Annotated in this window: 25 protein-coding genes and 1 pseudogene; 11 read left to right on the top strand and 15 right to left on the bottom strand. The window is 65.1% G+C overall.

Annotation, left to right across the window (positions count from 1 at the left end; all coding sequences use genetic code 11):
* Window positions 1-6: 6 nt before the first annotated feature.
* The 3 genes from FRF71_RS07100 to dksA all read right to left on the bottom strand — a co-directional run bounded on the left by FRF71_RS07100 (window position 7) and on the right by dksA (window position 2,495).
* The gene (locus FRF71_RS07100) at window positions 7-1,476 is read right to left on the bottom strand and encodes an ABC transporter substrate-binding protein (RefSeq protein WP_147089955.1); all 1,470 of its coding nucleotides are present in this window, start codon (window positions 1,474-1,476) and stop codon (window positions 7-9) included.
* 66 nt (window positions 1,477-1,542) lie between these two features.
* Entirely contained in the window at window positions 1,543-1,902 is a 360-nt protein-coding gene (locus tag FRF71_RS07095) for a PilZ domain-containing protein (RefSeq protein ID WP_147089954.1), read from the bottom strand.
* 134 nt (window positions 1,903-2,036) lie between these two features.
* Complete coding sequence (gene dksA, locus FRF71_RS07090) at window positions 2,037-2,495, bottom strand: RNA polymerase-binding protein DksA (protein ID WP_147089953.1); 459 nt, start codon at window positions 2,493-2,495, stop codon at window positions 2,037-2,039.
* Window positions 2,496-2,787: 292 nt separating this feature from the next.
* Here dksA and FRF71_RS07085 point away from each other — a divergent pair, with 292 nt between their 5' ends.
* A complete protein-coding gene (locus FRF71_RS07085) occupies window positions 2,788-3,126 on the top strand; it encodes an SEL1-like repeat protein (RefSeq protein ID WP_420359396.1) in 339 nt (112 codons plus the stop codon).
* Window positions 3,127-3,129: 3 nt separating this feature from the next.
* On the opposite strand, the gene FRF71_RS07080 is transcribed toward FRF71_RS07085, so the two are convergent.
* From FRF71_RS07080 to FRF71_RS07060, 5 genes are read right to left on the bottom strand one after another with little or no spacing between them, the layout of a single operon-like run.
* Window positions 3,130-4,254: a GNAT family N-acetyltransferase gene (locus FRF71_RS07080; protein ID WP_147091563.1), complete on the bottom strand. Its 1,125-nt coding sequence runs from the start codon at window positions 4,252-4,254 to the stop codon at window positions 3,130-3,132.
* 2 nt (window positions 4,255-4,256) lie between these two features.
* Window positions 4,257-5,036 (bottom strand): glycerophosphodiester phosphodiesterase family protein, encoded by a 780-nt coding sequence (locus FRF71_RS07075; protein ID WP_147089952.1) that lies wholly within the window; start codon window positions 5,034-5,036, stop codon window positions 4,257-4,259.
* Window positions 5,008-5,478: a RidA family protein gene (locus FRF71_RS07070; RefSeq protein ID WP_147089951.1), complete on the bottom strand. Its 471-nt coding sequence runs from the start codon at window positions 5,476-5,478 to the stop codon at window positions 5,008-5,010. Before FRF71_RS07070 ends, FRF71_RS07075 begins: the two co-directional genes overlap by 29 nt.
* Window positions 5,475-6,101 carry an HAD family hydrolase gene (locus tag FRF71_RS07065; RefSeq protein ID WP_147089950.1) on the bottom strand — a complete coding sequence of 209 codons (627 nt, stop codon included), beginning with the start codon at window positions 6,099-6,101 and terminating at the stop codon, window positions 5,475-5,477. The genes FRF71_RS07070 and FRF71_RS07065 overlap by 4 nt, the downstream gene beginning before the upstream one ends.
* On the bottom strand, window positions 6,098-6,406 hold the full coding sequence (locus tag FRF71_RS07060) for a DUF3572 domain-containing protein (protein ID WP_147089949.1): 309 nt from the start codon (window positions 6,404-6,406) through the stop codon (window positions 6,098-6,100). The genes FRF71_RS07065 and FRF71_RS07060 overlap by 4 nt, the downstream gene beginning before the upstream one ends.
* On the opposite strand from FRF71_RS07060, the gene FRF71_RS07055 reads away from it, so the two are divergent.
* Entirely contained in the window at window positions 6,405-6,782 is a 378-nt protein-coding gene (locus tag FRF71_RS07055; protein ID WP_147089948.1) for a response regulator, read from the top strand. The genes FRF71_RS07060 and FRF71_RS07055 overlap by 2 nt on opposite strands.
* Window positions 6,783-6,929: 147 nt before the next feature.
* Here FRF71_RS07055 and FRF71_RS07050 read toward each other — a convergent pair whose 3' ends face one another.
* On the bottom strand, window positions 6,930-8,255 hold the full coding sequence (locus FRF71_RS07050; protein ID WP_238339483.1) for a fatty acid desaturase: 1,326 nt from the start codon (window positions 8,253-8,255) through the stop codon (window positions 6,930-6,932).
* An 88-nt stretch (window positions 8,256-8,343) separates the two neighbouring features.
* On the opposite strand from FRF71_RS07050, the gene FRF71_RS07045 reads away from it, so the two are divergent.
* The 4 genes from FRF71_RS07045 (at window position 8,344) to FRF71_RS07030 (ending at window position 12,278) form a co-directional block, all read left to right on the top strand.
* Entirely contained in the window at window positions 8,344-8,583 is a 240-nt protein-coding gene (locus FRF71_RS07045) for an acyl carrier protein (RefSeq protein ID WP_147089947.1), read from the top strand.
* A gap of 8 nt (window positions 8,584-8,591) precedes the next feature.
* On the top strand, window positions 8,592-9,791 hold the full coding sequence (spt, locus tag FRF71_RS07040; RefSeq protein WP_147089946.1) for a serine palmitoyltransferase: 1,200 nt from the start codon (window positions 8,592-8,594) through the stop codon (window positions 9,789-9,791).
* On the top strand, window positions 9,791-10,546 hold the full coding sequence (locus tag FRF71_RS07035; RefSeq protein WP_147089945.1) for an SDR family NAD(P)-dependent oxidoreductase: 756 nt from the start codon (window positions 9,791-9,793) through the stop codon (window positions 10,544-10,546). The genes spt and FRF71_RS07035 overlap by 1 nt, the downstream gene beginning before the upstream one ends.
* Before the next feature lie 82 nt (window positions 10,547-10,628).
* Window positions 10,629-12,278, top strand: coding sequence for a tetratricopeptide repeat protein (locus tag FRF71_RS07030; protein WP_147089944.1), 1,650 nt, complete (start codon window positions 10,629-10,631; stop codon window positions 12,276-12,278).
* Window positions 12,279-12,368: 90 nt separating this feature from the next.
* On the opposite strand, the gene FRF71_RS07025 is transcribed toward FRF71_RS07030, so the two are convergent.
* From FRF71_RS07025 to FRF71_RS07015, 3 genes are read right to left on the bottom strand one after another with little or no spacing between them, the layout of a single operon-like run.
* Window positions 12,369-13,928 carry a serine hydrolase gene (locus FRF71_RS07025; protein WP_147089943.1) on the bottom strand — a complete coding sequence of 520 codons (1,560 nt, stop codon included), beginning with the start codon at window positions 13,926-13,928 and terminating at the stop codon, window positions 12,369-12,371.
* The gene (locus FRF71_RS07020; RefSeq protein WP_147089942.1) at window positions 13,925-14,545 is read right to left on the bottom strand and encodes a glutathione S-transferase family protein; all 621 of its coding nucleotides are present in this window, start codon (window positions 14,543-14,545) and stop codon (window positions 13,925-13,927) included. Before FRF71_RS07020 ends, FRF71_RS07025 begins: the two co-directional genes overlap by 4 nt.
* A complete protein-coding gene (locus tag FRF71_RS07015; RefSeq protein WP_147089941.1) occupies window positions 14,542-15,177 on the bottom strand; it encodes a YqaA family protein in 636 nt (211 codons plus the stop codon). Before FRF71_RS07015 ends, FRF71_RS07020 begins: the two co-directional genes overlap by 4 nt.
* 190 nt (window positions 15,178-15,367) lie before the next feature.
* On the opposite strand from FRF71_RS07015, the gene FRF71_RS07010 reads away from it, so the two are divergent.
* The 5 genes and pseudogenes from FRF71_RS07010 (at window position 15,368) to FRF71_RS06990 (ending at window position 18,532) form a co-directional block, all read left to right on the top strand.
* Window positions 15,368-15,826, top strand: coding sequence for a hypothetical protein (locus FRF71_RS07010; protein ID WP_147089940.1), 459 nt, complete (start codon window positions 15,368-15,370; stop codon window positions 15,824-15,826).
* Window positions 15,823-16,260 (top strand): annotated as a pseudogene (locus tag FRF71_RS15625) (terminase large subunit domain-containing protein); the annotation flags it as partial. The gene FRF71_RS07010 and the pseudogene FRF71_RS15625, both read left to right, overlap by 4 nt.
* Entirely contained in the window at window positions 16,208-16,678 is a 471-nt protein-coding gene (locus FRF71_RS15620) for a DUF2793 domain-containing protein (RefSeq protein ID WP_147089939.1), read from the top strand. The pseudogene FRF71_RS15625 and the gene FRF71_RS15620, both read left to right, overlap by 53 nt.
* Before the next feature lie 156 nt (window positions 16,679-16,834).
* The gene (locus FRF71_RS06995; RefSeq protein WP_147089938.1) at window positions 16,835-17,926 is read left to right on the top strand and encodes an OmpA family protein; all 1,092 of its coding nucleotides are present in this window, start codon (window positions 16,835-16,837) and stop codon (window positions 17,924-17,926) included.
* 87 nt (window positions 17,927-18,013) lie between these two features.
* Window positions 18,014-18,532 (top strand): superoxide dismutase family protein, encoded by a 519-nt coding sequence (locus tag FRF71_RS06990; RefSeq protein WP_147089937.1) that lies wholly within the window; start codon window positions 18,014-18,016, stop codon window positions 18,530-18,532.
* A 9-nt stretch (window positions 18,533-18,541) separates the two neighbouring features.
* On the opposite strand, the gene FRF71_RS06985 is transcribed toward FRF71_RS06990, so the two are convergent.
* The 3 genes from FRF71_RS06985 to FRF71_RS06975 are packed head-to-tail and all read right to left on the bottom strand — an operon-like array spanning window position 18,542 to window position 21,216.
* On the bottom strand, window positions 18,542-20,122 hold the full coding sequence (locus tag FRF71_RS06985) for a spinster family MFS transporter (protein WP_147089936.1): 1,581 nt from the start codon (window positions 20,120-20,122) through the stop codon (window positions 18,542-18,544).
* A gap of 26 nt (window positions 20,123-20,148) precedes the next feature.
* Window positions 20,149-20,844, bottom strand: coding sequence for a 7-cyano-7-deazaguanine synthase QueC (queC, locus tag FRF71_RS06980; RefSeq protein WP_147089935.1), 696 nt, complete (start codon window positions 20,842-20,844; stop codon window positions 20,149-20,151).
* A 54-nt stretch (window positions 20,845-20,898) separates the two neighbouring features.
* Window positions 20,899-21,216: a DUF3617 domain-containing protein gene (locus FRF71_RS06975; protein ID WP_337678503.1), complete on the bottom strand. Its 318-nt coding sequence runs from the start codon at window positions 21,214-21,216 to the stop codon at window positions 20,899-20,901.
* Window positions 21,217-21,382 lie beyond the last annotated feature (166 nt).

Raw genomic sequence — 21,382 nt, 5'->3', positions numbered from 1 at the left:
CCGCGCCTATTTGGGGAGCATTGCCAGCGGCATCAAGGGATGGACGTTCCAGGGATTGGGGCTGAAGCCGGTGGTCTGGCCACTGACGAGCGACCAGCGGATCGGGACGCCGAACGGAATGAAGGTGTTAGCGATGGTCAGCTGGGCTTCGGCCTGAGCATAGAGATCGGCCCGCTTCGCTGGATCTGGTTCAAGCAGCGCCTGAGCGGCCAGCCGGTCGGCGCTGGCACTGCACAGCACCCGCGCATTGGCGCAGCTCAGCTGATTGAGGAACCAGCCGGCCCGGACATAGCGCGCTACCGTATCGACCAACCGCAGGTCAGCGGCAGCATTCTCGCGCACATTTACCGCTTCGATTCCGATCGCCTTGAAGTCTTCCGCCAGGCGGGTGAACAGGACATCGCTGCCCGGGCCGGCCGGCAAGGCAATGCGCAGCTGCAGCGGGCCCTTGGCTTGTGTCCAGGCAGCCGCGCGCTTGGCGGCGACAGCCCGCCGTTCGCCCAGTGACTGGCCAGGCCAGCGCTCGCCAACCGTTCCGTTATCATCGTCTGCGCCCGGATTGACGATCCGGGTCGTTTCGGTCCAGCCGCCGACATTGAGGGCCGCGGCCAGGGCATCGCGGTCGATCGCCATGGCCAAAGCCTCGCGTCGTTCCGGCTCGGCGAGGAAACCCTGCGGATTGACCACAGCCAGGCCGAACAGGCCACCGACCGGATCGAGCCGGATGGCCCCGCGTGGAACGCCACTGGCATCAAGCCTGGGGAAGTCGACCAACCGGCCACCCAGCACCACGTCAAACTCGCCGGAATTGAAGCGATCAATCGCGCGTTGCGCGCCAAGCGCCTCAAGCCGCAGTTTGCGGCTGAGCTTGCTCCAGTTCTCGACCGGCGGCAGGCCCCGGTCTTCGGGCGGGATCGGCCGCAGCAGCGCGATGTCCTTATCACGGCCCAGTCGCATAGGTCCGGCCCCGCGCCCCTTGCGTAGCAGGCCCAGTTCAGGCTGGGCCAGCAGTTGCAAAAAATCGGGTTGGGCCTGATGCAGCCGGATCTCGATGACCCGCCCGGCCATCGCACGAACTTCATCAATCGCGCCGAGATCGCTGCCCAGCGGCGTGGCACGCACGCTCGCGATTGCCTGAAGCAGCGCCGCTCGGGCCGTTTCGCCGGTCAGCGGGGTCTTGTCGGGCCATGTCCCGTCACGCAGGCGAAAGATATAGCTGAGGCCATCGTCGGTCACGATCCATCGGTCGGCCAGCGCCGGGATGACCCGGCCGCGCTCGTCGAAGCCGACCAGCCCCTCGGCCGTCGCGGAGCGGACCAGTTGCGCCGCCAGGGGCAATCGCGCACCGCTGATGAAGGGAGAGGCGGATTCGCCAATTACCGCCACCTGGACCGCCCGATCGGACGCGCTGTCGCAACCGGCCAACAGCAGGGCGAAAACAAGTCCGGATAGTTTGGACAGCAGGCGGGGCGACATCGTCTGCCGCATCTAACCGATTATCGTGACATTCGACAGCGCCGATCGAGCGATGCCAACAGCCGTTCAGATCTTTCGCAGGTGCTTGGTCGCGGCAAATGCTAGCGGCGGACGCGCGTAGCGCGATGTACTGTCACCCTGGGACACCGGGGCACGCGCCAGCTTGGGGTCGATCTCATCGCGGAAAGCGATACCGCAGCGACTGTCCTGGACCCAAGCCACCGTACCCTCAACCCAGCCGACATTGCGCAGATTGACCCAGACCAGGGCGCCGCGCTGCACAGAAGGGCCGCCGTCCGCCATCAGTCCGCCGGCCGAGACATTGCGCACGCGAACCCTGTGGTCCCCGCTGACACCATCGATGCGCAGATCTGCCATGAGAAACAGGCTGTCGCGCGCGATCTGACGATGTTCGTTTCCGCCCATTGCCTACCTATTGTCTCACCACCAAGCCCTATACCAGAGCTACCCTTCGGGCCATCCTAGTGGATAGGCCCTGCCCTAAAGCTAAACCGTAACGGCAAAGAAGCGGTTAACACCCCGGGAAAGGGCCGGGTCCATCAATCGTCGCGCGAAATCTTCTCGCGCCGTTCGTGCGCTTCCTGTGCCTCTACCGTCATCGTCGCAATCGGGCGAGCCGAAAGCCGCCCCAGACCGATCGGCTCCCCGGTTACCTCGCAATAGCCGTATTCGCCCTCTTCGATCCGGCGCAGTGCCGAATCGATCTTGGCGATCAGCTTGCGCTGGCGGTCGCGGGTGCGAAGCTCGATCCCCCAGTCGGTTTCGCTGGAGGCACGGTCGTTAAGGTCGGGCTCGCGGATCGGGCCGTCCTGCAGCGACTGCAAGGTATCCTGCGCCGCCGAAAGGATCAGCTTCTTCCATTCAAGCAGCAGCCGCCGGTAATAGTCGAGCTGCGGTTCGGACATATATTCTTCAGCGTCGGTTGGCACATAGCCATCCCCGAGCGCCCGCTTCGCCTTGGCAAGAACGTCAATTTCATCGCCGAGAATCGTCGCCATAATCTCTCCACCTGACACCAGCCGAACCCAGCGAGGTCCCCGCTGCCCCGAGTTTTCCCGTGGGCTACCGTACGCCGGCGTGTGCGCGGCCTATAGTTATCCGCGCAGGCCGGCACAAGCGGCAATGGCAGGTCCAAAATGTCCTTTACCGGGTCAGAAACTGTTCTTGTTCAACGGTCGCGCGACTGTCCGCAAAAAGACTTTTTCGGCCGTTAACCTTTTGTTGACCACGATCCGCAACATTCGCCGTGTCAGCCAGCTTCACCGCCTGGCCGAAAAGGGGGTCAATGAAATGAGCACCACTTGGAACCACACCGCCGCGTTCGCCTCGGCCGAAATCCTTGAAACCACCGGCGAGGATCTGCTGGTCGCAACCTGCCTCGCCGCTGCCGCCCAGGGCGATGTCAGCGCCTATTACGATCTCGGCGTTGCCTATTCGACCGGCAGCCATGGTGTGGACTGCGACCTGATCGAGGCGCATAAGTGGTTCAATCTCGCTGCTGCCTCAGGCCATGGCGAAGCCGCACTGTGCCGCGCCGACATTTCGGACGAAATGACTGCGCGAGAAATCGCCGAAGCTCAGCGCCGGGCGCGCGAATGGCTTTCGACCACGGTGCGCAAGGCCGCCTAAGCCTCAGACTTTTTTGAAGGGCGCTCGTTCGGCCAGATAAAGCCGATCCTGCGCCACCCCCCGCCGCTCGCGGTCGAGGAAATCGGCCACGGCTTCGCGAAAACCGGGGTGAACGATATAGTGGGCCGACCAGGTTTCGACCGGTTCATAGCCCCGCGCCAGCTTGTGGCCGCCCTGCGCCCCCGCCTCGACCCGCTTGAGGCCGAGTGCAATGGCGGCATCGATCGCCTGGTAATAGCACAGCTCGAAATGCAGGAACGGCTTGTCGAGAACAGCCCCCCAGTACCGCCCGTAAAGCGCATCCGGGCCAATGAAATTGAGCGCTCCCGCCACCGGCGTTTCGCCGATGAAGGCCATGACCAGCAGGATCCGGTCCGCCATCCGCTCGCCCAGCAGGGTGAAGGCTTCGCGAGTCAGGTATGGCCGCCCCCACTTTCTTGCGCCAGTATCCTGATAGAAGGTCCAGAAGGCGTCCCAATGGTCCGGCCGGATCGCCGCGCCGGTCAGGTGGCGTATTTCCACCCCTTCCTGCGCTGCCGCGCGTTCCTTGCGGATGTCCTTGCGCTTGCGGCTGGATAGCGCGGCTAGGAAATCGTCGAAGCTGGCATAGCCGCGGTTTTCCCAGTGGAACTGGATGTCGCTGCGCAGCATCCAGCCGGTGCTTTCGAACAGCGGGACCTGCTCGGGCGCAATGAAGGTGGCGTGGGCCGATGACAGGCCGTTGTCCTCGCAAACCTGCTCGGCCGCGCGGAGCAACGGCTTGGCCAGGGCATCGTCCGCCAGCAGCAAGCGCGGACCGGTGGCCGGGGTGAATGGAACGGCGATCTGCAGCTTGGGATAATAGCTGCCCCCGGCGCGGTGCCAGGCATCGACCCAGGCATGATCGAAGACATATTCGCCCTGGCTGTGGGCCTTGAGGTAGGCCGGCAGAGCCGCCGCAATTCGCCCGTCTGATCCGGCAATGGTGATCGGAACGGCATCCCAGCCGGTGCCTGGCCCAACCGATCCCGAATCCTCCAGCGCGGTCAGAAAGGCATGGCTGAGAAACGGGTTGTCGCCCGTCAGCGCATCCCACTGATCCGCTGGCAACGCGCCAACGCCGCGCGCAATCCGGGCTTCGACCGGGATGCTCACGCGACGCCCACACCTTCCGCGATCGGCGCATCGGCATGAGCCGCGGCCCGCTCGCGGTACTCGGCAGTGCGCACAGTCCAGGTCAAGACCGGCAGCCCGCGCCGGCGCTGGCCGGCGGCAAAGCGGCTTGGCAGGTCGCGGATGTCATAGGCCAGGAAATCAGGCCGCGCACTCCACAGCGCGAGCCGGCGACGGACCATGCCGGGCAGCGCCCTGTCATCTTCCTCCGTCACCACCAGCCCCCGCACGGTGAGCGGCGAGTGACGCGCGAACCAACGGACGATCCGGGGGTCGAAGCTCATGATCGCATGGCTCCCTTGATAGCCTTCGAGCACCCGCCGCACCGAGAGGCACAGCGCACTGATCCGGCCATGCGAGCCCTTGGGGGACTTGATTTCGATCAGCAGCGGCACCCGCCCCGCGACCTGATCGAGCAGCTGCCGCAGGGTCGGGATCGTATCAGCGCCTCCGGTTAGCGTGATTCGCCCCAGCTCCTCGGCGCTGCGATCGGCCACCCGGCCCTGCTCGGCGGTCAGCCGGTCGAGCGTCGCATCGTGGAAGACCATCGCATGGCCATCGCGCGAGCGCTGAATATCGCACTCGATACCCATGCCCCGCGCGATCGCAGCGGCGAAAGCGGCGGGCGAGTTTTCCGGCAAGCCTGCTCCGTGCAGGCCGCGATGGGCATAGTCCCACTGCCCCAACCAACTGACCCTGGTCGGGGCGGGCGGCGGGCTGAGCCAGTTATCAATCGCCGCGAACGGCAACGATGGCATCCACTTCAACCGCGCAGCCCAACGGCAGCGCCGGAACACCGACGGCAGCGCGGGCATGCTTGCCGGCCTCGCCAAACACGGCGACCATCAGTTCCGATGCGCCGTTGACCACCTTGGGCTGGTCGGTGAAATCGCCGGTGCAGTTGACGAAACCGCCCAGCTTGACGATCCGCTCGACCCGGTCGAACGAACCGAGCGCCGCCTTGAGCTGGGCGAGGATCATCAGCCCGCAGCCCTGCGCGGCGCGCATCCCATCTTCCACCGACAGGTCATCGCCCAGCCGGCCCTTCATCAGCGCGCCGTCAACGAACGAGACCTGGCCCGAAACGAAGGCGTGGCCGCCCGAGATCACCACCGGCACATAGGCCGCGACCGGTGCCGCGGCCTGCGGCAAGGTCAGACCCAGCTCAGCCAGCTTTGCTTCGACTTCGGCGTCGGTCATGCTTTCACTCCAATGCGGTCGAGCAGCCACGGCAGGGCATGCTCCCAAGTGTCGATCCGGGCATGGGCATGGCCCGCTTCGAAGGCACAGGCAATATGCGGCGCCAGCGTCGGTTCGCCGCACAGGTGCAACCGGTCGATCTGCGGGGCCACTTCCTTCACCGAGCCGTGGTGCTGCGGCAGGTCATCGATAAAGACCGCGTGGCTTGGCTGGTATTCGTCAAGGATCGCCTGCAGCGCCGGGCCCTTCGGGCCCTGGTTGGTGAAGACCCGGGCATGGATACCGTGGTTGGCCAGCTGCTGCGCACGCGCTTCATTGTGGCGGTCGGTCAGATTGGTCAGGATCACCACATCCGCATGCTCGGCCAGGGTATTCATCGCGTGGACTGCCCCGGCAATCGGGTTCTGGCGGTGCATTTCCTTATCGAAGAAGCCCTGCAAGAATTCCCAGATCTTCGGCCCTTCGACCAGCTCGCCGCTGTCCTTCCAGCGCACCGCCCGCGAAAAATCGTTGCCGACCATCGAGAAGGTCACGCCCTGGGTCTCGTCGAGCCACTCGGCAAAGGGGACGACCATGTGCAGCAGCACCTCGTCGCAATCGGAAATGATCAGGGGTCTATTCATGTCAGCCTATCCCGTGCCGCGATCAGGGCACCGGGTGCAACCCCCAAATGATCGGCTGCGGCACAAAGGTCAGGTTCGTGGGCGCTTAGGAAATCAAGCACCGCGCCCAGCACGGCCGGATCGCCCACTCCTGCGCGGAGGGCATCGGCATCAAGCCCGGTCAGTGCCAGGAGCCGATCGGCCCGGGGGCCATCGCCCAGCACCCAGCCGAGCGCGCCGAGCGCCAAGACGAAGGGGTCAGTCGGGGATTGGGGTTCGCGAAGAATTGCAGGCCTCGGGCGTAACGGTGTAGGGCCTTGCCGCATGGCAAAGCGCATCCTGGTTGTCGAGGACAACGACCTCAACCGCAAGCTCTTCTGCGACGTGCTGAAGAGCCAGGGCTATGCCGTGGAGCCTTGCGCCGACGGGCTGGACGCGCTCGACAAGGCCCGCAGCTTTGTCCCCAACCTGATCATCATGGACATCCAGCTGCCCAACGTATCGGGCCTCGACCTGATCGAGGCGGCCAAGGCCGATGCCGTGCTGCGTGCGATCCCGGTGCTGGCGGTCACGGCCTATGCCGGCAAGGGTGATGAGGAGCGGATCCGCGATGCCGGGGCCGAAGGCTACCTCGCCAAGCCGGTCTCGATCGGGCCGTTCATGGCCGCGGTTAAGGGGCTGGTGGAGCGGGCTGTAGTCTAAATCGCGCTGACCGCCTTGGCACTGAGGGACTGACCGGCTGTGGTGGGAATTCCGACCGGCCCAATCGCCAGCACCGTTGGCCGAAGCGGGCGTCGCGTCTTCGCTATCGCGCCAGCGCCCTGTTGAGCCGTTATCGGCTATTCAACATCATAAGAGCGGCGCGCGATTCTCGTTCCGGATGCGAAAAGCCTCACGAAATGACACCAGCACTCGTTCGCCCTCATCCCACAAGGCCAGACGCATAGTGCTCCAGGCCTCCAAAGCCGTGAACCGGTTCAGATCGCGCAGATAGGAATGCTTCTCCAACACCTCGGGCAAGCGATAGAACGGAATTCTGCTGGCCAGGTGATGGACATGATGGATCCCGATATATCCGGTGAACCAGCTCAATATCGGCGGCAAATCGAGATACGAGCTTCCGTGCAAGGCGGCATCATGAAATGACCAATCGGCAGCGTGATCCCAATGCGCTTCGGGGAATTGGTGTTGTACGTAAAACAGCCACACTCCCATCGATGCAGCGCTGATCAAGACCGGAAAGAACACCATGGCCGTGACGCCGACGCCCCAGAGCCAAACCGGTATGGCCAGGATCAGCGCTGTCGCCAGATTGGTCGCGATTGCGCTGCCCCAGTAAATCGGCCCTTCCTTCATCAAGCCGATCGGGAGCCTGTGGCGCAGCAGGAACAGGTATGCTGGGCCGAATCCCAGCAGAACCACGGGATGGCGGTACAAGCGGTAGAGAAACCGCCGCATCGGCCCGCGTTCGAGATATTCACGCACTGTGAGCGTGTCGACATCGCCGAACCCGCGCGCATCCAGATTGCCGGTGGCAGCGTGATGCAGCGCATGCGAACGCCGCCAGCAATCATACGGCGTCAGCGTCAAAACGCCTAATGCCCTGCCCAACCAGTCATTGCCCTTCCGGCTCCGCAGGAACGCGCCATGGCCGCAATCGTGCTGGATGATGAACAGCCGCAGCAAGAACAGACCGGCCAGCGGCGTTGCCCCGAGCGCGAAGTAATGGCCTGCCGCCGCTGCAGACGCGATCAGCGCAAACAAAATCACAAAGGGGATCAACGTGATCGCCAATTCCCAAGCGCTGCGGCTTGGCCGCGGGTCGCGAAACGCCTGCAGGTCGCGCATCAGCCGCCGGGGATCGATCGGCGCGGGGTCAGTGTTGTCGCGGCTGTCGATGAAGCTCGTTTGGTGTTCAATAGCGTGCACGCCTAGTCCGCTAAATACCTCTGCCACAGTTGTCACGCACGTTTGCAGGTTCTTCGCCGCGAATATCCGATGGACCGCGAAACCGCTGCACGCGAAGCGCCCTTTCGCGGTCGAGGCTGCAAGGGCATACCAGCCTGAATTGGGAGAGCTGAAGGCCACGCGGCTTGATATCGACTTTGCGGTCGGGCCGGGAATGGGAGCATCCCGCAATATGGCGGATAGCTGGCGTTCCGGTTGCCGTGGCATCCGTCCTCGCGCCTTGCAGCAAAGTTTCGCCTATATTCCGCCCCAATCATCGGCCAAAGGGCCGCAAAGCCAATTGGAGCACAAGACAATGGATCGCGCCGCCACTGCCGAGAAGATTGCCGGGATCATCGAACCCTTCAACAAGAAGGGGGTTGAGATCACCGATGCCAGCACCTTTGCCGGTGACCTGGAGTTCGACAGCCTGACCGTCATGGATTTCGTCGCCGCAATCGAAGACGAATTCGACATCATCATCAGCATGAACCAGCAGGCCGAGATCGAGAACTACGGCCAGCTGATCGATGCCGTGGTGAAGCTGCAGAGGTAACGCCTTCCATGACTGACCTGTTTTCGAAGTTCGACCCGCTGATCGAGCTGCGCACCAACCTGCTTGCCCAAGGCCAGGAAGACCCGTTCAACCTGGTGATGGAACGTGTCGTTTCGCCCACCGAGGCGATCTGCAACGGTCGCCAGACGATCCTGCTGGGCACCTACAATTACATGGGCATGACCTTCGATCCTGACGTGATCGAAGCGGGCAAGCAGGCGCTGGACGATTTCGGCGCCGGCACGACCGGCAGCCGCGTGCTCAACGGCACTTATTCCGGGCATAAGGCGGTCGAGGAAGCGCTCAAGGACTTTTACGGGATGGACCATGCCATGGTCTTCTCGACCGGGTACCAGGCCAACCTGGGGATCATCTCGACCGTCGCCGGGAAGGGCGATTACATCGTGCTCGACATCGATAGCCACGCCTCGATCTGGGATGGCTGCAAGATGGGCGATGCCGAGGTCGTGCCGTTCAAGCACAACGATGTCGAGGCGATGGACAAGCGCCTGGGCCGCATCCCCGAAGGCGCTGGCAAACTGGTCGTGCTCGAGGGTGTCTATTCGATGCTGGGCGACATTGCCCCGCTCAAGGAAATGATCGCGGTCGCCAAGAAGCACGGCGCAATGGTGCTGGTCGACGAGGCGCATTCGATGGGCTTCATCGGCCCCAACGGGCGCGGCGTCGCCGAAGACCAGGGCGTGCTGGACGATGTCGATTTCGTGATCGGCACCTTCTCCAAGTCGGTCGGCACAGTCGGGGGCTTCTGCGTTTCCAACCATCCGAAGTTCGAGATCCTGCGGCTGGTCTGCCGGCCCTACGTCTTCACCGCCTCGCTCCCGCCGAGCGTGGTGGCGACCGCCTGCACCTCGATCCGCAAGCTGATGCATGCCGGCAACAAGCGGGCACATCTGTGGGAGAACTCCAAGACCCTTCACAAGGGGCTGAAGGTCGCGGGCTTCCAGCTGGGCACGGCCGAGCCGCAATCGGCGATCATTGCGGTGATCATGCCCGATCTGGAAAAGGGTGCAGCGATGTGGGAAGCGCTGCTGAAGGAAGGCCTCTACGTGAACCTGGCCCGTCCGCCGGCGACCCCCGCCAACATGACCCTGCTGCGCTGCTCGCTCTGCGCCGAACACACCGCCGAACAGGTCCAGACCATCATCGGCATGTTCCAGCGCGCCGGAAAGGCCGTGGGGATCATCTGATGGGGCGCCTTGCCGGCAAGCGCTGTGTCATCACCGGTGCGGCGCAGGGCATCGGCAGGGCGATTGCCGAACGCTTTGCCGCCGAAGGCGCGACGCTGCTGCTGGCCGATATCGACGGGCCAAAAGTGGAGGCGCTGGCGGCCAGGCTAAGCCAGCAGGCCTTTGTGGCCGATGTTTCGAAGAAGGCGCAGGTCGAGGCGCTGATTGCCCGCGCTGCGGAGCTCTGGGGCGGGCTTGACGTGCTCGTCAACAATGCTGGGATCACCCACCCCGCCAGCCTCGACGATCTGACTGAGGAAGACTTCGACCGGGTCTTTGCGACCAACCTGAAATCGGCCTTGTGGGGCACCCAGGCGGCGGCGCAGCTGATGGGGCCGGGCAGCGCGGTGATCAACATGAGCTCGGTCAATGCCGTACTCGCGATCCCCAACCAGATTCCCTACGTCGTTTCCAAGGGCGCGATGAAGCAGCTGACCAATGTCACCGCGCTGGCGCTGGCCGACAAGGGCATCCGCGTCAACGCGATCGGCCCCGGCTCGATCATGACCGACATGCTGCGCGGAATCATGGCCGAGGACGATGCCGCGCGCGACCGGATCATGAGCCGCACCCCGCTGGGCCGCGCCGGGGAGCCCGAGGAAGTGGCCGCAGTTGCGCTCTTCCTGGCGAGCGAGGACAGTTCCTACCTGACCGGGCAGACGATCTATCCCGACGGCGGTCGGCTCGGCCTCAATTACACGGTGCCGGTCAGGTAATCCGGGGGCGCGCGGCAAGGCGTGACAAGCGCCGCGCTTCCTGTCAGCCTGTGCCAACAGGCATGGCGGGGGATTGGCGGCAATGAACAGGCACTTCGCAAACGGCAAGCTGATCGGCTTCGCACTGGGGCTTACCGCACTGTCCGGCAGCGCCGCCCTGGCCCAGGACACCCACGATGCCAATCATGCCCCGGTCGTCCCAGCCGCCGAATCGACCAAGGACGCCCATCGCCACGACGATCTGCTGACCCCGCGCAGCCCGCAGCTGCTGCCCGGTTATGGCAATGGCGGTTTTGCGATCACCGGCGCCAATCCGCAGGCCGCGGCCTTCTTTGCCAATGGGCTTGAGCTGCACGCCGCCTTTGCCCACCGCGCCGGGGTTGCCGCCATGGAACAGGCAGTACGGCTCGATCCCGCTTGCGGCATGTGCCAGTGGGGCGTCGCGCTGGTCGATGGCCCGACGATCAATTACGGCGTTCCGCCCGAAGGCAGAGCTGGGCTGCTGGTCAAGGCGCGCGCAGCGCGAGCAGCGGTCGCTGCCACCGGTACACCCAAGGAGCGCGCGCTGACCGAGGCCCTGGTGCTGCGCTACCAGCCGGGCAAGGACACGGCCAAGCTCGACCGCGCCTATGCTGCCGCCATGCAGACGGTGGCTGCGCGTTTTCCGGCTGACAACGAGATCGCCGTGCTCACCGCCGATGCCCTGATGGTGGCCAGCTTTGCCGAGAAGGATGGCTATGACCACAAGCTGATGGACCAGGCCGTGGTCCTGCTCGAACAGGTGCTGGCCCGCGCGCCTAACCATACCCCCGCGATCCATTTCTACATCCACGCCACCGAAGTGATCGGCAAGCCGGCCATGGCCGAAGCCTATGCCGACCGGCTGGCCGATCTGGCCCCGCGTGCCAGCCACCTGGTGCACATGCCCAGCCACACCTATTACTGGGTCGGCCGCTACCAGGATGCCGCCGAAACCAACCACCGCGCGGTCCAGATCGGCAAGGACAACGCCAAGGCGCTGGGCCTGCCCGCGCCGAAGGGCGTCTGGGATCTGCCCTATCACGCCCATAACGTGATCTTTGGCCTCGGCGGCGCGCTGATGGCCGGGGATTCGCGGATCGGGCTCGATCTTGCGCGCCCGCTCGTCGAAACCGCGTCGCAGCGCGACAAGGGTGAGCCGTGGTGGGAGCTGCTGGCCGCATCAGGGCTGTTCGCCATGGCCCGGTTCGATCCCGCCGCCACGCTGCAATTGCCCGAACCCAAGCTGCCCTACCTCAAGGCCGCCTGGCACTATGCCCGCGGCGAGAGCCAGGTCTGGGCCGGCGATCTGGCGGCGGCGCGCCTTGAGATCGAGGCCATCCCCACTAAGATCGCCGCTGGCAAGCCCGACAAGGAAGCGATCGCCGCCGAACAGATGCTGGGGATCACCCGCGCCGTGCTGACCGGGCGGATCGCCATGGCCGAACAGCGCTGGGCCGATGCCGCCGCCGCCTTCCGCGAGGGCGCCCTGCTGGAAGAGACCGAATCCTTCTCAGACTTCACCGATCCACCGGCCTTCTGGTATCCGGTCCGGCGCGATCTGGCGGCCGCACTACTGGCGGCCGGGGATGCGGCCGGGGCCCAGCGCGAAGCCGAAGCGGCGCTCAATCTGCGCAAGCACGATCCGGTCGCGCTGCGCACCCTGGCGGGGGCGCGGGCCCGTCTGGCGCTGGATTCGCCGCAACTGCGCTAACGCTTGGCGGGCTTGTCCTCGTAGTAGAGCGGGCCAAGCGCATCGATCAGGCCGATGGCGCTGAAGCCGCGCACCGGATCCTCGCCCTCGTCAGCGCGGCGCGATCGTTAAGCGCGGACGGCCCGTTTCCAGCTTGTCGAGCGTGACGAGCCAGTTCGCCGCCCGGTCCGTCTGAAAGGTGATGCTCGTTCCTGGTGCGCCCAGCCGCAGGGTGCCGCCATTGGCCTTGAGCGCGGCAGCATCGGCCTGGCCCAGCGCGAGCAGGTCCCAATCGGCAGTCGCCAGCTTGAACTGGTGGCGGCCGGCGGGAAGCTGGACTTCCGCGACAAAGCGGCCAGGCTCGCGGCGCAGCGGCAGGGTGGTGCCCCATTCGTTCATCGACCCGCGCAGGTAGATCGGCTGGTCGGCCGGCAGGCTGGCCAGGGCGCGTGGCTGGCGGCTGGTCCAGCCATAACGCAGGGCGGCAGCGCGGATGAGCTCATCGGCCAGATCGAACCCGCGGAAATCGTTGGCCATGACCACGATCCCGTCGCCGCTCTCGGCATGGATGAAGGCGCGGGTGAACATGCCCCAGCGGGTGCCATCGTGGCCGAAGGTAAATGCGGGGCCTTGCCCCTTCAGCTCGAGGCCGAGACCCCAGCTGCTGGCCTGAACCTTGGCCATCTCACGCGCGGCTGCTTGCGGCAGCAGGGCCTGGTCGCTGCCATTGTAGCTGGCGCGCAGGGCAATCAGCAGGCGGGCCACATCGGACGGGGTGGACCACAGGCCCCCAGCTGCGAGTTCCGCCACGTTGTAGAACCGGTCGGCAAAGGGCTTGCCGAGGTGATGGCCGGCGGCCGTCGCTTCCAGTAGCGGCGAAGCGGGCGGCTGGGCGAAGGTCGATCGGGTCATGCCCGCGCGCTCCAGCACTTCGCGCTGGGCGAGCGCGGTGAAGCTCTCGCCGGTCATGTCCTCAAGCGCGGCCTCGACCACCAGGTAACCGCCGTTGGAATAGGCCCAGGTCCCGGGCTGACCAGTGACGCGCACCGGCTGGCCCTTGACCCCCTTGCCGGTCAGGATCGCCAGCAAGGATGGCGCTGCCGCAGAGGGCGGATAGCCGGCCGAATCCGGGTTGGAGACCCCGGCGCTGTGCGACAGCAGCCGGTGCAGCGTGGCCCGCTCTTTCGGATAGGCCGGATTTCCCGGCAGCTGCCAGCGGGCCAGCGCCCAGTTGATATCGGCATCAAGCGGATGCTTGTTCGCGCTGACCGCCTGCATGGCCAGTGTTGCCGTCACGACCTTGCTGACCGAACCGGCCTGGAACAGCGTATCGGCGGTAACGGGGGCGCAGGTGCCCATATCGGCAATGCCCCAGCCGCGGGCCAGGACGATCTTGCCACCACGGATCACCGCCAGGCTGACGCCCGGCACCTGCAGGGCCTGCATCCGTTTGGCCAGCGCCTGCGGCTTGGTTTCGGTTCCGGTCCAGGCCGGGAGCAGGCCCTTGGCAAGCGCCTTGGCCTCGGCATCCATGGGTCCGCCGACCGTGTCCTTGGGCGGCTTGCAGGCCTTGGCCACCCCAAGCGGCGGCAGGCCTTCGGGCAAGTCCTGGGCCAGGGCCGGGCTGGCCAGCAGCGCGGCGGCGAACGCGAGGGCGGCGAGACGCTTCATCGCTTTTGCCTGTCCTTGGCGCGCTGGAAGGCGGGGCGGCGGCTGAGCCGGTCGAGGTAGGCCACCGCCGCCTCGGGCACCTGCTCTTCCAGCCCGATCGACAGCGCCAGCATCACGGCATAGCCCAGCGAGACATCGGCCATGGTAAAGCGCGCGGCGCAGGCGAATTCGGGTCCCATCAGCTTCAGCGCATTGTGGAGCCGCGCCCCGAACCACTGGGCGTAGTCCGAGGCGGCTTCAAGGCAGCGGCCAGGTTCGAGCCGGGTGTAGCGCAGGTGGATCGTCTGCGGGAAAGTCAGCGTCGCCTCGCCCATCACGAGGAAGTTCATGTAGCTGGGATAATCCGGCTCGTCGGGTGACAGGGCCAGGTCCGAGGGGCCGAACCGGGTCGCCAGCACGTGCGGAATCGCCGAACTCTCGGTCATCAGCTGGCCGTCGATCAGGCAGGCCGGCACTGTGCCGAGCGGGTTGACGTCGCGGTAGCCTTCGAATCGGGCGCGCGGTGGGAAGGGCATCAAGGTCAGCTCGTAAGGCAGGCCCAGTTCCTCCAGCGCCCAAAGTGCGCGGAAAGAGCGCGCATCGGCGCAGTGGTACAGGTGAATGCGGGCATCGCTCATGACTGCATGGCTCCGACTGCGGCGCACTTGGCGCTCGATTCCTTGGTCCCGCCGCCGAGGTAGGCGACGGCCAGGAACCCGCCAACCACCACAATGACGAAGCCGGCCGTCGCCAGGCCCAGGTACTTGTCGATGAAGGCCTTGATCGGCGCGCCGAACAGCCGGAACAACACGCCGACGATCATGAAGCTGATCGTCCGGCTGACGATGCTGGCCAGGATGAACGGCACCAGCGGCATGGCAATGAAGCCGGCGGTGATCGTCAGCAGCTTGAAGGGGATCGGGGTCGCCCCCTTGATCATGATGATCTCGGCCCCGTACTCGCGCAGGTAGCAGGCCGCCTTGGGAAAGCTTTCAGTCAGGCCGAGCAGGGCAAGGAGCTGGGTGCCGATCGTATCGTAGAGCGCATAGCCGATCGCATAACCCAGCAGCCCGCCGGCGACCGAGGCACAGGTCGCGATCATGGCAAACCGGATCGCCTTCTTCGGTTCGGCCAGACACATGAGCCCCAGCAAGGGGTGCGGCGGGATCGGGAAGAAACTGGCTTCGACAAAGGCGAACAGCGCCAGCCACCCTTCGGCATGCGGATGCGCGGCCTTGGCCATGGTCCATTCGTACAGGCGGCGCAGCATCGAATTCCCCTCTCGCGGCGCTGTTTAGAGGGGCGGGGGCAGGGTCGCAAGCAGGACCCGTCTATAACCACTTTGGTTATTTGTGCTTGACATTGTAACGCTGTTCCGGTACATATAAGGAACATCGCGATAGACCGATTCGCCGCCACCGGTGCCGGCCTCCTCGCCTCTTCAATCACAGGATCACGCCATGCCGGATAAGCCCAAGTCCGGGGCTGCGCCGCTGCGCAAGCTCCGCCTGACCGATTGGTCGCGCCTTTTCCTGGCGGAACTTGCCGCCACTTCGAATGTCAGCGCTGCGGCGCGCAAGGCCGGTGTCTGCACCAGCACGGCCTATGAAGCCCGCCGCCAGTCGGCCGAGTTCAACCGCGCCTGGCAGCGGGCGCTGTGCGAAGGCTACGACCTACTAGAAATGGATCTGCTGCGCCGCCTGCGCGAAGGCGAGGTCAAGCCGGCCGCCGGCGCCAAGCGCGGGGTGCGGACCTATGACAATGCCGCCGCATTGCGGCTGCTCGCCGCGCACCGCGATTCCACCGCGAAGTACCGCGCCGTGCGGACCCGCGAGGAATCCGATGCGATCATCCAGTCGATCAATGCCAAGCTGGAAAAGATGCGCCAGCGCCGCCTAGCGGCTGAGGGCCGCGAATGACCGACCAGGTGCTGATGGCCGAACTGTTGCAGCAACCAGAGGGCGAACGGCTCGCCTGGCTGCGCCGCTTGCCGCCGGAAGCAAAGGAGGAATTTGCCCATGTCTGGCCGCTGTGGGCGCGCGCGGCGCAATTGCCGCCGCCGGGCGACTGGCAGCTGTGGCTGATCCTGGCCGGGCGCGGCTTCGGCAAGACCCGCGCCGGGGCCGAATGGGTCCGCGACATTGCCGAGCGTGATCCCACCGCGCGGATCGCGCTGGTCGGGGCCTCGCTGGGTGAGGTGCGCTCGGTCATGGTCGAGGGCGAGAGCGGCCTGCTCTCGATCGGTCTGCCGCAGCAGCGCCCGCAGTTTGAGCCCTCGCTGCGGCGGCTGGTCTGGCCGAATGGTGCGCTCGCCACGCTCTATTCCGCGGGCGAACCCGAGTCGCTGCGTGGCCCGCAGCACAGCCACGCTCGCCGGACAGACTCAGAAGGAGCTGTATTTGAACGAAAGCCTCGCCCGCATCGACGCACTCTTGCACGGCGCGGTCGAGGCCCAGACAGGCACCCCGCCGACCAGTCCGCAAGAGGGGCAGGCCTGGCTGGTGGCTGCCAGCCCGACGGGGGTCTGGAGCGGTCAGGCGGGCAAGATTGCCAGCTACCAGCAAGGCCAGTGGCTGTTTCAAGCGCCGCGCGACGGCCTGCGCGTGCTTAACCGGATGACGGGGCAGGAATTGTTCTTCTTTGGGTCATGGAAAAGCCCCGCCAAACCGGCAATGCCGAGCGGCGGCGCGGTGATCGATGTCCAGGCCCGGACAGCGATTGCCGCCTTGGTCGACTCCCTGGTCGCGGCGGGCATTTTGCCGATACAATAGCTGACACGACGAAGTGATGCTTTTTCGCGAGGAGACGGCCCCAAAACGCGACATTATTGCAACAGCAGAGCGCTTTGACCGCTTGCGCACACTATTCGATGCAGTTAGACACGGTCGAACTCGGTGGTTCAATCCTGTTAAAAGGGGAAAACGATAATGCGGAAACTGGTCATTGGGATGGCGCTTGCCTCCTCGGCCCTCGCGACGCCTGCACTGGCTCGCGATGATTCTTGGTACGTCGAAGCTGATGCCGGTGGCATGATCGTCGAAGATATCAAGAACTTCACCGGCGTGAACAACGAAGGCTCGCTGGATCTGAAGACCGGCTATGACTTCGGTGGTATCGTCGGTTACGACTTTGGTGGCTTCCGCCTTGAAGCCGAAGCCAGCTATCGCCGCGCCGAAGAAAAGAGCTTCCAGACGGTTACCACGCGCTACAGCGACGCCAATGTTGGCGGTGGTGCTGAGGCCCTGAGCTTCATGGTCAACGGCCTGCTCGACTTTGGTCCCGATGATGGCCTGCAGGGCTTCGTCGGTGGTGGCGTCGGCGTCGGCCGCGTCAAGAACGCTGTGATCCTCTCGCCCAACTCGCCGCTTTCGCTGGTCGATTCGGATACTGGTCTGGCCTGGCAGGCTCTGGCTGGCATCCGCACGCCGATCAGCGACAACATCGACGTTGGTCTGAAGTATCGCTTCTTCAACCAGTACCACAACGATCTGGTGAACACCGGCGGCCAGAACATCCGGACCCGCTTCCGTTCGCACTCGCTGCTGCTGACGCTGGGCTACAACTTCGGTGGCGCTCCGGAGCCGGTTGCTCCGCCGCCGCCCCCGCCTCCGCCGCCTCCGCCGCCCCCGCCGCCCCCGCCGCCTCCGCCGCCTCCGCCGGCTGTGGTCTGCAACAAGGGTCCGTACATCGTGTTCTTCGACTGGGATAAGTCGGACATCACGCCGGAAGCGGCTTCGATCCTCGACAGCGCAGTCACGGCCTATGCCAACTGCGCCAACGTTCCGATCATGCTGGCCGGCTATGCTGACCGTTCGGGTACGCCGAAGTACAACCAGGGCCTGTCGGAGCGTCGCAACGCTTCGGTTCGCGGCTACCTGACCTCGCGTGGTATCGCCGATGGCGCCATCACCAGCCAGGGCTTCGGTGAAAACAACCCGCGCGTGCCGACTGCTGACGGCGTCCGCGAACTCCAGAACCGCCGGGTGGAAATCACCTACGGTCCGGGTTCGGGCATGTAATCAGCCGCCGCAAGGCGCTAAAGGTTCAGGGGGTCGGAGCAATCCGGCCCCCTTTCCTTTTGAGTGAGGGGGAAGTTGGAGAGAAGCATGCAACGTATTGTTACGCCCGCCCTCGTCGCTCTCGCCCTCGCCGGGTGCGCTACAGTTGACAACCGCACCACCAACCTCGGTTCGGCGCAGCTCGCGAATGCCGAAGGCCGGGCGATTGGAACGGCCGTGTTCGATCGCCGCGCCGGCGAAACGACCGTCAGCATCACGGTCAATGGCACCCCGGGCGCAGTTCACGGGATGCACCTTCACGCCGTGGGCAAGTGCGAGGCGCCATTCACCAGCGCCGGTCCGCACCTCAATCCCGGCGGTCACCAGCATGGCAAGGATAACCCGCAGGGGGCCCACCTTGGCGACTTACCCAACGTAACGATCGACAAGGCCGGTCTTGGTACGGCCAATGCCAGCCTGGGCCTCGACGCGGCGGCGATCGACGCGGCGCTGTTCGATGCCGATGGCACGGCAGTCGTGCTGCACGCGGCAGCCGACGATTACCGGACCGATCCCTCAGGCAACAGCGGTGCCCGGATAGCTTGCGGTGTGCTCAACCGCAGCTGACGGGTCGCCTCAGGCGGATTCGCCGGCCCGCTCAGCCAATGTGGCCTCGGCCTGCGGAACGGCTTTGTAGGCATAGAGCAGCAGTGCAACCGCCGGCGGCGCAACGGCGAGCAGCGAGAGGATCCCTACTCTGAGGTTACCGACCAGTTTGCCGTCAACCATGGTGCCAGCCAGGTCTGAAACCTGTCCAACCATATAGGGACCGAAGCACAGCCCGACGAGCGTCGTACCCAGGAAGAACGAAGCTGTCGCCGTGCCGCGCATCCTTGGCAGGACCAGATCCTGGGTGGTTGCTGCTGCTGCGCCAAGCGCAGCGGCGGCGAACAGACCGGCAAGGAAGTTCATCACGTAGAACAGCACCGGATCGGACGTGGTGTAGCCAATCCAGATTGGCAGCGCCGGCGCGATCACCCCGAACAGGATCATCAGGATCCGGCCAGCCGGGTTCTTCGCCCGCAACGCGTCAGCCATGCGCCCGCCGATGATCACACCCAGGAATCCGCTGATGGCGCCATTAGCGCCAAGCCAGAAGGCCAGCTGGTCCTTCGGCAGCTTGAGCACCTGTTCGGCATAGGGCGCTGACCAGAACGCCAGTCCATAGGCCGCCAGCGAAACCATCGAATAACCCAGCGTCGTGCAGATGAATGCCGGGGTCCCCCAGATCAGACGGAAGGTGGCGGGATCCTTTTGGCGCAGCACCGAAGCCCACGAAAACACCGCATAATAGCCGAGCGCCACGGCCGACCATTGCGGCAGGTTGCCAGTAAGCTTGATCATGATCCACGCGAAGGTCGAGAGCCCGGCGGCGACCGCAATATTGATTGCCAGCGCACCCGCGCCGCGTCGCGCTGCGCCGACCAGCGTGAACGGCGGCACAATCGTCGAAAGGTCGGCAAAGAATTCGGCGAAGGGCCGGTCAGAGCTCTTGCTCGGCGTACCGTCCATGGCTCCGCGAACCGGTTCGCGCAGGGTGGCAACCCACAGGGCAACCAGGATGCCCGGGATCCCCACGGCCAGGAATGCAGCGTGCCACCCAACCAGGCCGAGCGGTCCGCCCTCGGGATAGGCCGCGTTCCAGACCTTGCTGATCTTGGCCCCGATCAGCAGCGACACGCCGCCGCCGAGGTAAAGACCCGAAGAGTAAATCGCCAGAGCGGTCGCGCGCTGGCGCTTGGGGAAGTAGTCCGAGATCAGCGAGTAGGCGGTTGGGCTGGCGGTTGCCTCGCCGATCCCCACGCCCATCCGCGCCAGGGTCAAGGTCATCTGGCTGCGGGCAAAGCCGGACAGCGCGGTCATCGTCGACCACAGCGCCAGGCCAATGCTCAGCAGCTTTACCCGGCTCCAGTTGTCAGCCAGCCGGCCCAGCGGAATACCGAACAGGGCATAGAACACGGCAAAGGCCGCACCGCCCAGAAAGCCCATGTCGCTATCGGTCAGATTGAGATCGGCTTTGATTTCCAAGGCCAGGATCGAGATGATCTGCCGGTCAATGAAGTTGAGGATGTAGACCACGACGAGGACGCTCAGCACATACCAGCTGTAGCTCGTGGCTTCACGCGGGGCGGCGGCGTTGTCCTGGGCTTCGGTCACTGGTCTCTCCCTGAATGTCTTTTTCTTTAGGCGGCGTAACGGGTCGGATCGACCAGTCCTGCCTTGGCAAAGCCTTCGCGCCTGAGGCGACAGCTATCGCACAAGCCGCAGGCCGACCCGTCGGGCTGCGGGTCATAGCACGACCAGCTCAGTCCCGCGTCCAGTTCCAGACGGTGCGCCTCAGCGGCGATTTCTGCCTTGCCGAGGAACTGCAATGGCGCGTGGATGCGCCATTCATCGCCTTCGGCCCCGGCCTTCGTCGCGAGCCGCGCCAGATCCTGGAAGCCGGCGATGAATTCGGGACGGCAATCGGGATAACCCGAGTAATCGAGCGCGTTCACGCCGATAAAGATATCGCGAACCCCCAGTGCCTCGGCCCAGGCGAGGGTCAGCGAGAGGAACACCAGATTGCGCGCCGGGACATAAGTAACCGGAATGTCCGCACCGACACCCTGCTTGGGCACGTCGATGTCAGCGGTCAGCGCGGAGCCGCCGAAACGCGACAGGTCAAGCGGCAGCACGACGTGCCGAACCGCACCGATCCGCTCGGCAATCGCTCTGGCGGCATCCAGTTCGCGGCGGTGGCGCTGGTTGTAGTCAATGGTCAGCGCATTGATGGCATAGCCCGCTTCCTGCGCGAGCCCGGCGACCACCATGGAATCGAGACCGCCGGAAAGGAGCACGACAGCCTGGCGCTGAGAAGAATTTGCAGCGGAAGACATTGCCGCTGGGCTAGCCTGAGCACAGGCCAATGGCAACTGCGCCGTGCCGGGAGTCTATCCGCCGCAATCGCCCGTTCGGCGCGCCTCTGCGGCAAAGTCGAACGGCAGCCCTTCAGCAATGCCCTGGGTTTCGATCTGGACCAGCCGGCCAGTCTCACGGCGAATGCTGGTGCGGCCATAGCCGCGGCCACGGCAGGTATACTGAACCGTCACCTCATCGGCGCGATCGTCAATCACCAGCCGCTCGCAGTTGAGCGCGTCGTGGCGCAGCTGGATCAGCTTGCGGCCATTGTCGACGCAAATCGGATAGCTGCGGCGGGTGCCATCGCGGAGGCGGATTTCCCACCGGCCCGGCTCGATCTGATCGAGCATGGCCAAGGCAGGGCGCTGGCTCGAAGCTGGTACTGCCAAGGCCGCCCAGCCCGCTAGGGCGATCGCCAGTCCTTGTTTCACCACTTGGCGCACCGCGCGTCTCCCCCCGATGCCATGCTGCCCTAACAATCGGGCCGGCAACGGATTTTCGCTTGTAACATAACGA

Source organism: Novosphingobium ginsenosidimutans (assembly GCF_007954425.1).
Taxonomy (GTDB): domain Bacteria; phylum Pseudomonadota; class Alphaproteobacteria; order Sphingomonadales; family Sphingomonadaceae; genus Novosphingobium; species Novosphingobium ginsenosidimutans.
The sequence above is the reverse complement of the archived record's forward strand: the minus strand, read 5'-3'. Positions and strand labels throughout refer to the sequence as shown.

Bases quoted from the DNA above. Each gene is read 5' to 3' on its own strand.
- FRF71_RS15620 (WP_147089939.1), top strand. From the start codon at position 16,208: ATGGTGCGCTCGCCACGCTCTATTCCGCGGGCGAACCCGAGTCGCTGC.
- FRF71_RS07065 (WP_147089950.1), bottom strand. From the start codon at position 6,101: ATGAATAGACCCCTGATCATTTCCGATTGCGACGAGGTGCTGCTGCAC.
- FRF71_RS06995 (WP_147089938.1), top strand. From the start codon at position 16,835: ATGCGGAAACTGGTCATTGGGATGGCGCTTGCCTCCTCGGCCCTCGCG.
- FRF71_RS07020 (WP_147089942.1), bottom strand. From the start codon at position 14,545: ATGAGCGATGCCCGCATTCACCTGTACCACTGCGCCGATGCGCGCTCT.
- FRF71_RS07060 (WP_147089949.1), bottom strand. From the start codon at position 6,406: ATGCGGCAAGGCCCTACACCGTTACGCCCGAGGCCTGCAATTCTTCGC.
- FRF71_RS07055 (WP_147089948.1), top strand. From the start codon at position 6,405: ATGGCAAAGCGCATCCTGGTTGTCGAGGACAACGACCTCAACCGCAAG.
- FRF71_RS07015 (WP_147089941.1), bottom strand. From the start codon at position 15,177: ATGCTGCGCCGCCTGTACGAATGGACCATGGCCAAGGCCGCGCATCCG.
- FRF71_RS06975 (WP_337678503.1), bottom strand. From the start codon at position 21,216: ATGCTCGATCAGATCGAGCCGGGCCGGTGGGAAATCCGCCTCCGCGAT.
- FRF71_RS07100 (WP_147089955.1), bottom strand. From the start codon at position 1,476: ATGTCGCCCCGCCTGCTGTCCAAACTATCCGGACTTGTTTTCGCCCTG.
- FRF71_RS07035 (WP_147089945.1), top strand. From the start codon at position 9,791: ATGGGGCGCCTTGCCGGCAAGCGCTGTGTCATCACCGGTGCGGCGCAG.
- FRF71_RS07075 (WP_147089952.1), bottom strand. From the start codon at position 5,036: ATGCCATCGTTGCCGTTCGCGGCGATTGATAACTGGCTCAGCCCGCCG.
- FRF71_RS07025 (WP_147089943.1), bottom strand. From the start codon at position 13,928: ATGAAGCGTCTCGCCGCCCTCGCGTTCGCCGCCGCGCTGCTGGCCAGC.
- FRF71_RS07070 (WP_147089951.1), bottom strand. From the start codon at position 5,478: ATGACCGACGCCGAAGTCGAAGCAAAGCTGGCTGAGCTGGGTCTGACC.
- FRF71_RS07085 (WP_420359396.1), top strand. From the start codon at position 2,788: ATGAGCACCACTTGGAACCACACCGCCGCGTTCGCCTCGGCCGAAATC.
- queC (WP_147089935.1), bottom strand. From the start codon at position 20,844: ATGTCTTCCGCTGCAAATTCTTCTCAGCGCCAGGCTGTCGTGCTCCTT.
- dksA (WP_147089953.1), bottom strand. From the start codon at position 2,495: ATGGCGACGATTCTCGGCGATGAAATTGACGTTCTTGCCAAGGCGAAG.
- FRF71_RS06990 (WP_147089937.1), top strand. From the start codon at position 18,014: ATGCAACGTATTGTTACGCCCGCCCTCGTCGCTCTCGCCCTCGCCGGG.
- FRF71_RS07050 (WP_238339483.1), bottom strand. From the start codon at position 8,255: ATGCCACGGCAACCGGAACGCCAGCTATCCGCCATATTGCGGGATGCT.
- FRF71_RS07030 (WP_147089944.1), top strand. From the start codon at position 10,629: ATGAACAGGCACTTCGCAAACGGCAAGCTGATCGGCTTCGCACTGGGG.
- spt (WP_147089946.1), top strand. From the start codon at position 8,592: ATGACTGACCTGTTTTCGAAGTTCGACCCGCTGATCGAGCTGCGCACC.
- FRF71_RS07095 (WP_147089954.1), bottom strand. From the start codon at position 1,902: ATGGGCGGAAACGAACATCGTCAGATCGCGCGCGACAGCCTGTTTCTC.
- FRF71_RS07010 (WP_147089940.1), top strand. From the start codon at position 15,368: ATGCCGGATAAGCCCAAGTCCGGGGCTGCGCCGCTGCGCAAGCTCCGC.
- FRF71_RS07045 (WP_147089947.1), top strand. From the start codon at position 8,344: ATGGATCGCGCCGCCACTGCCGAGAAGATTGCCGGGATCATCGAACCC.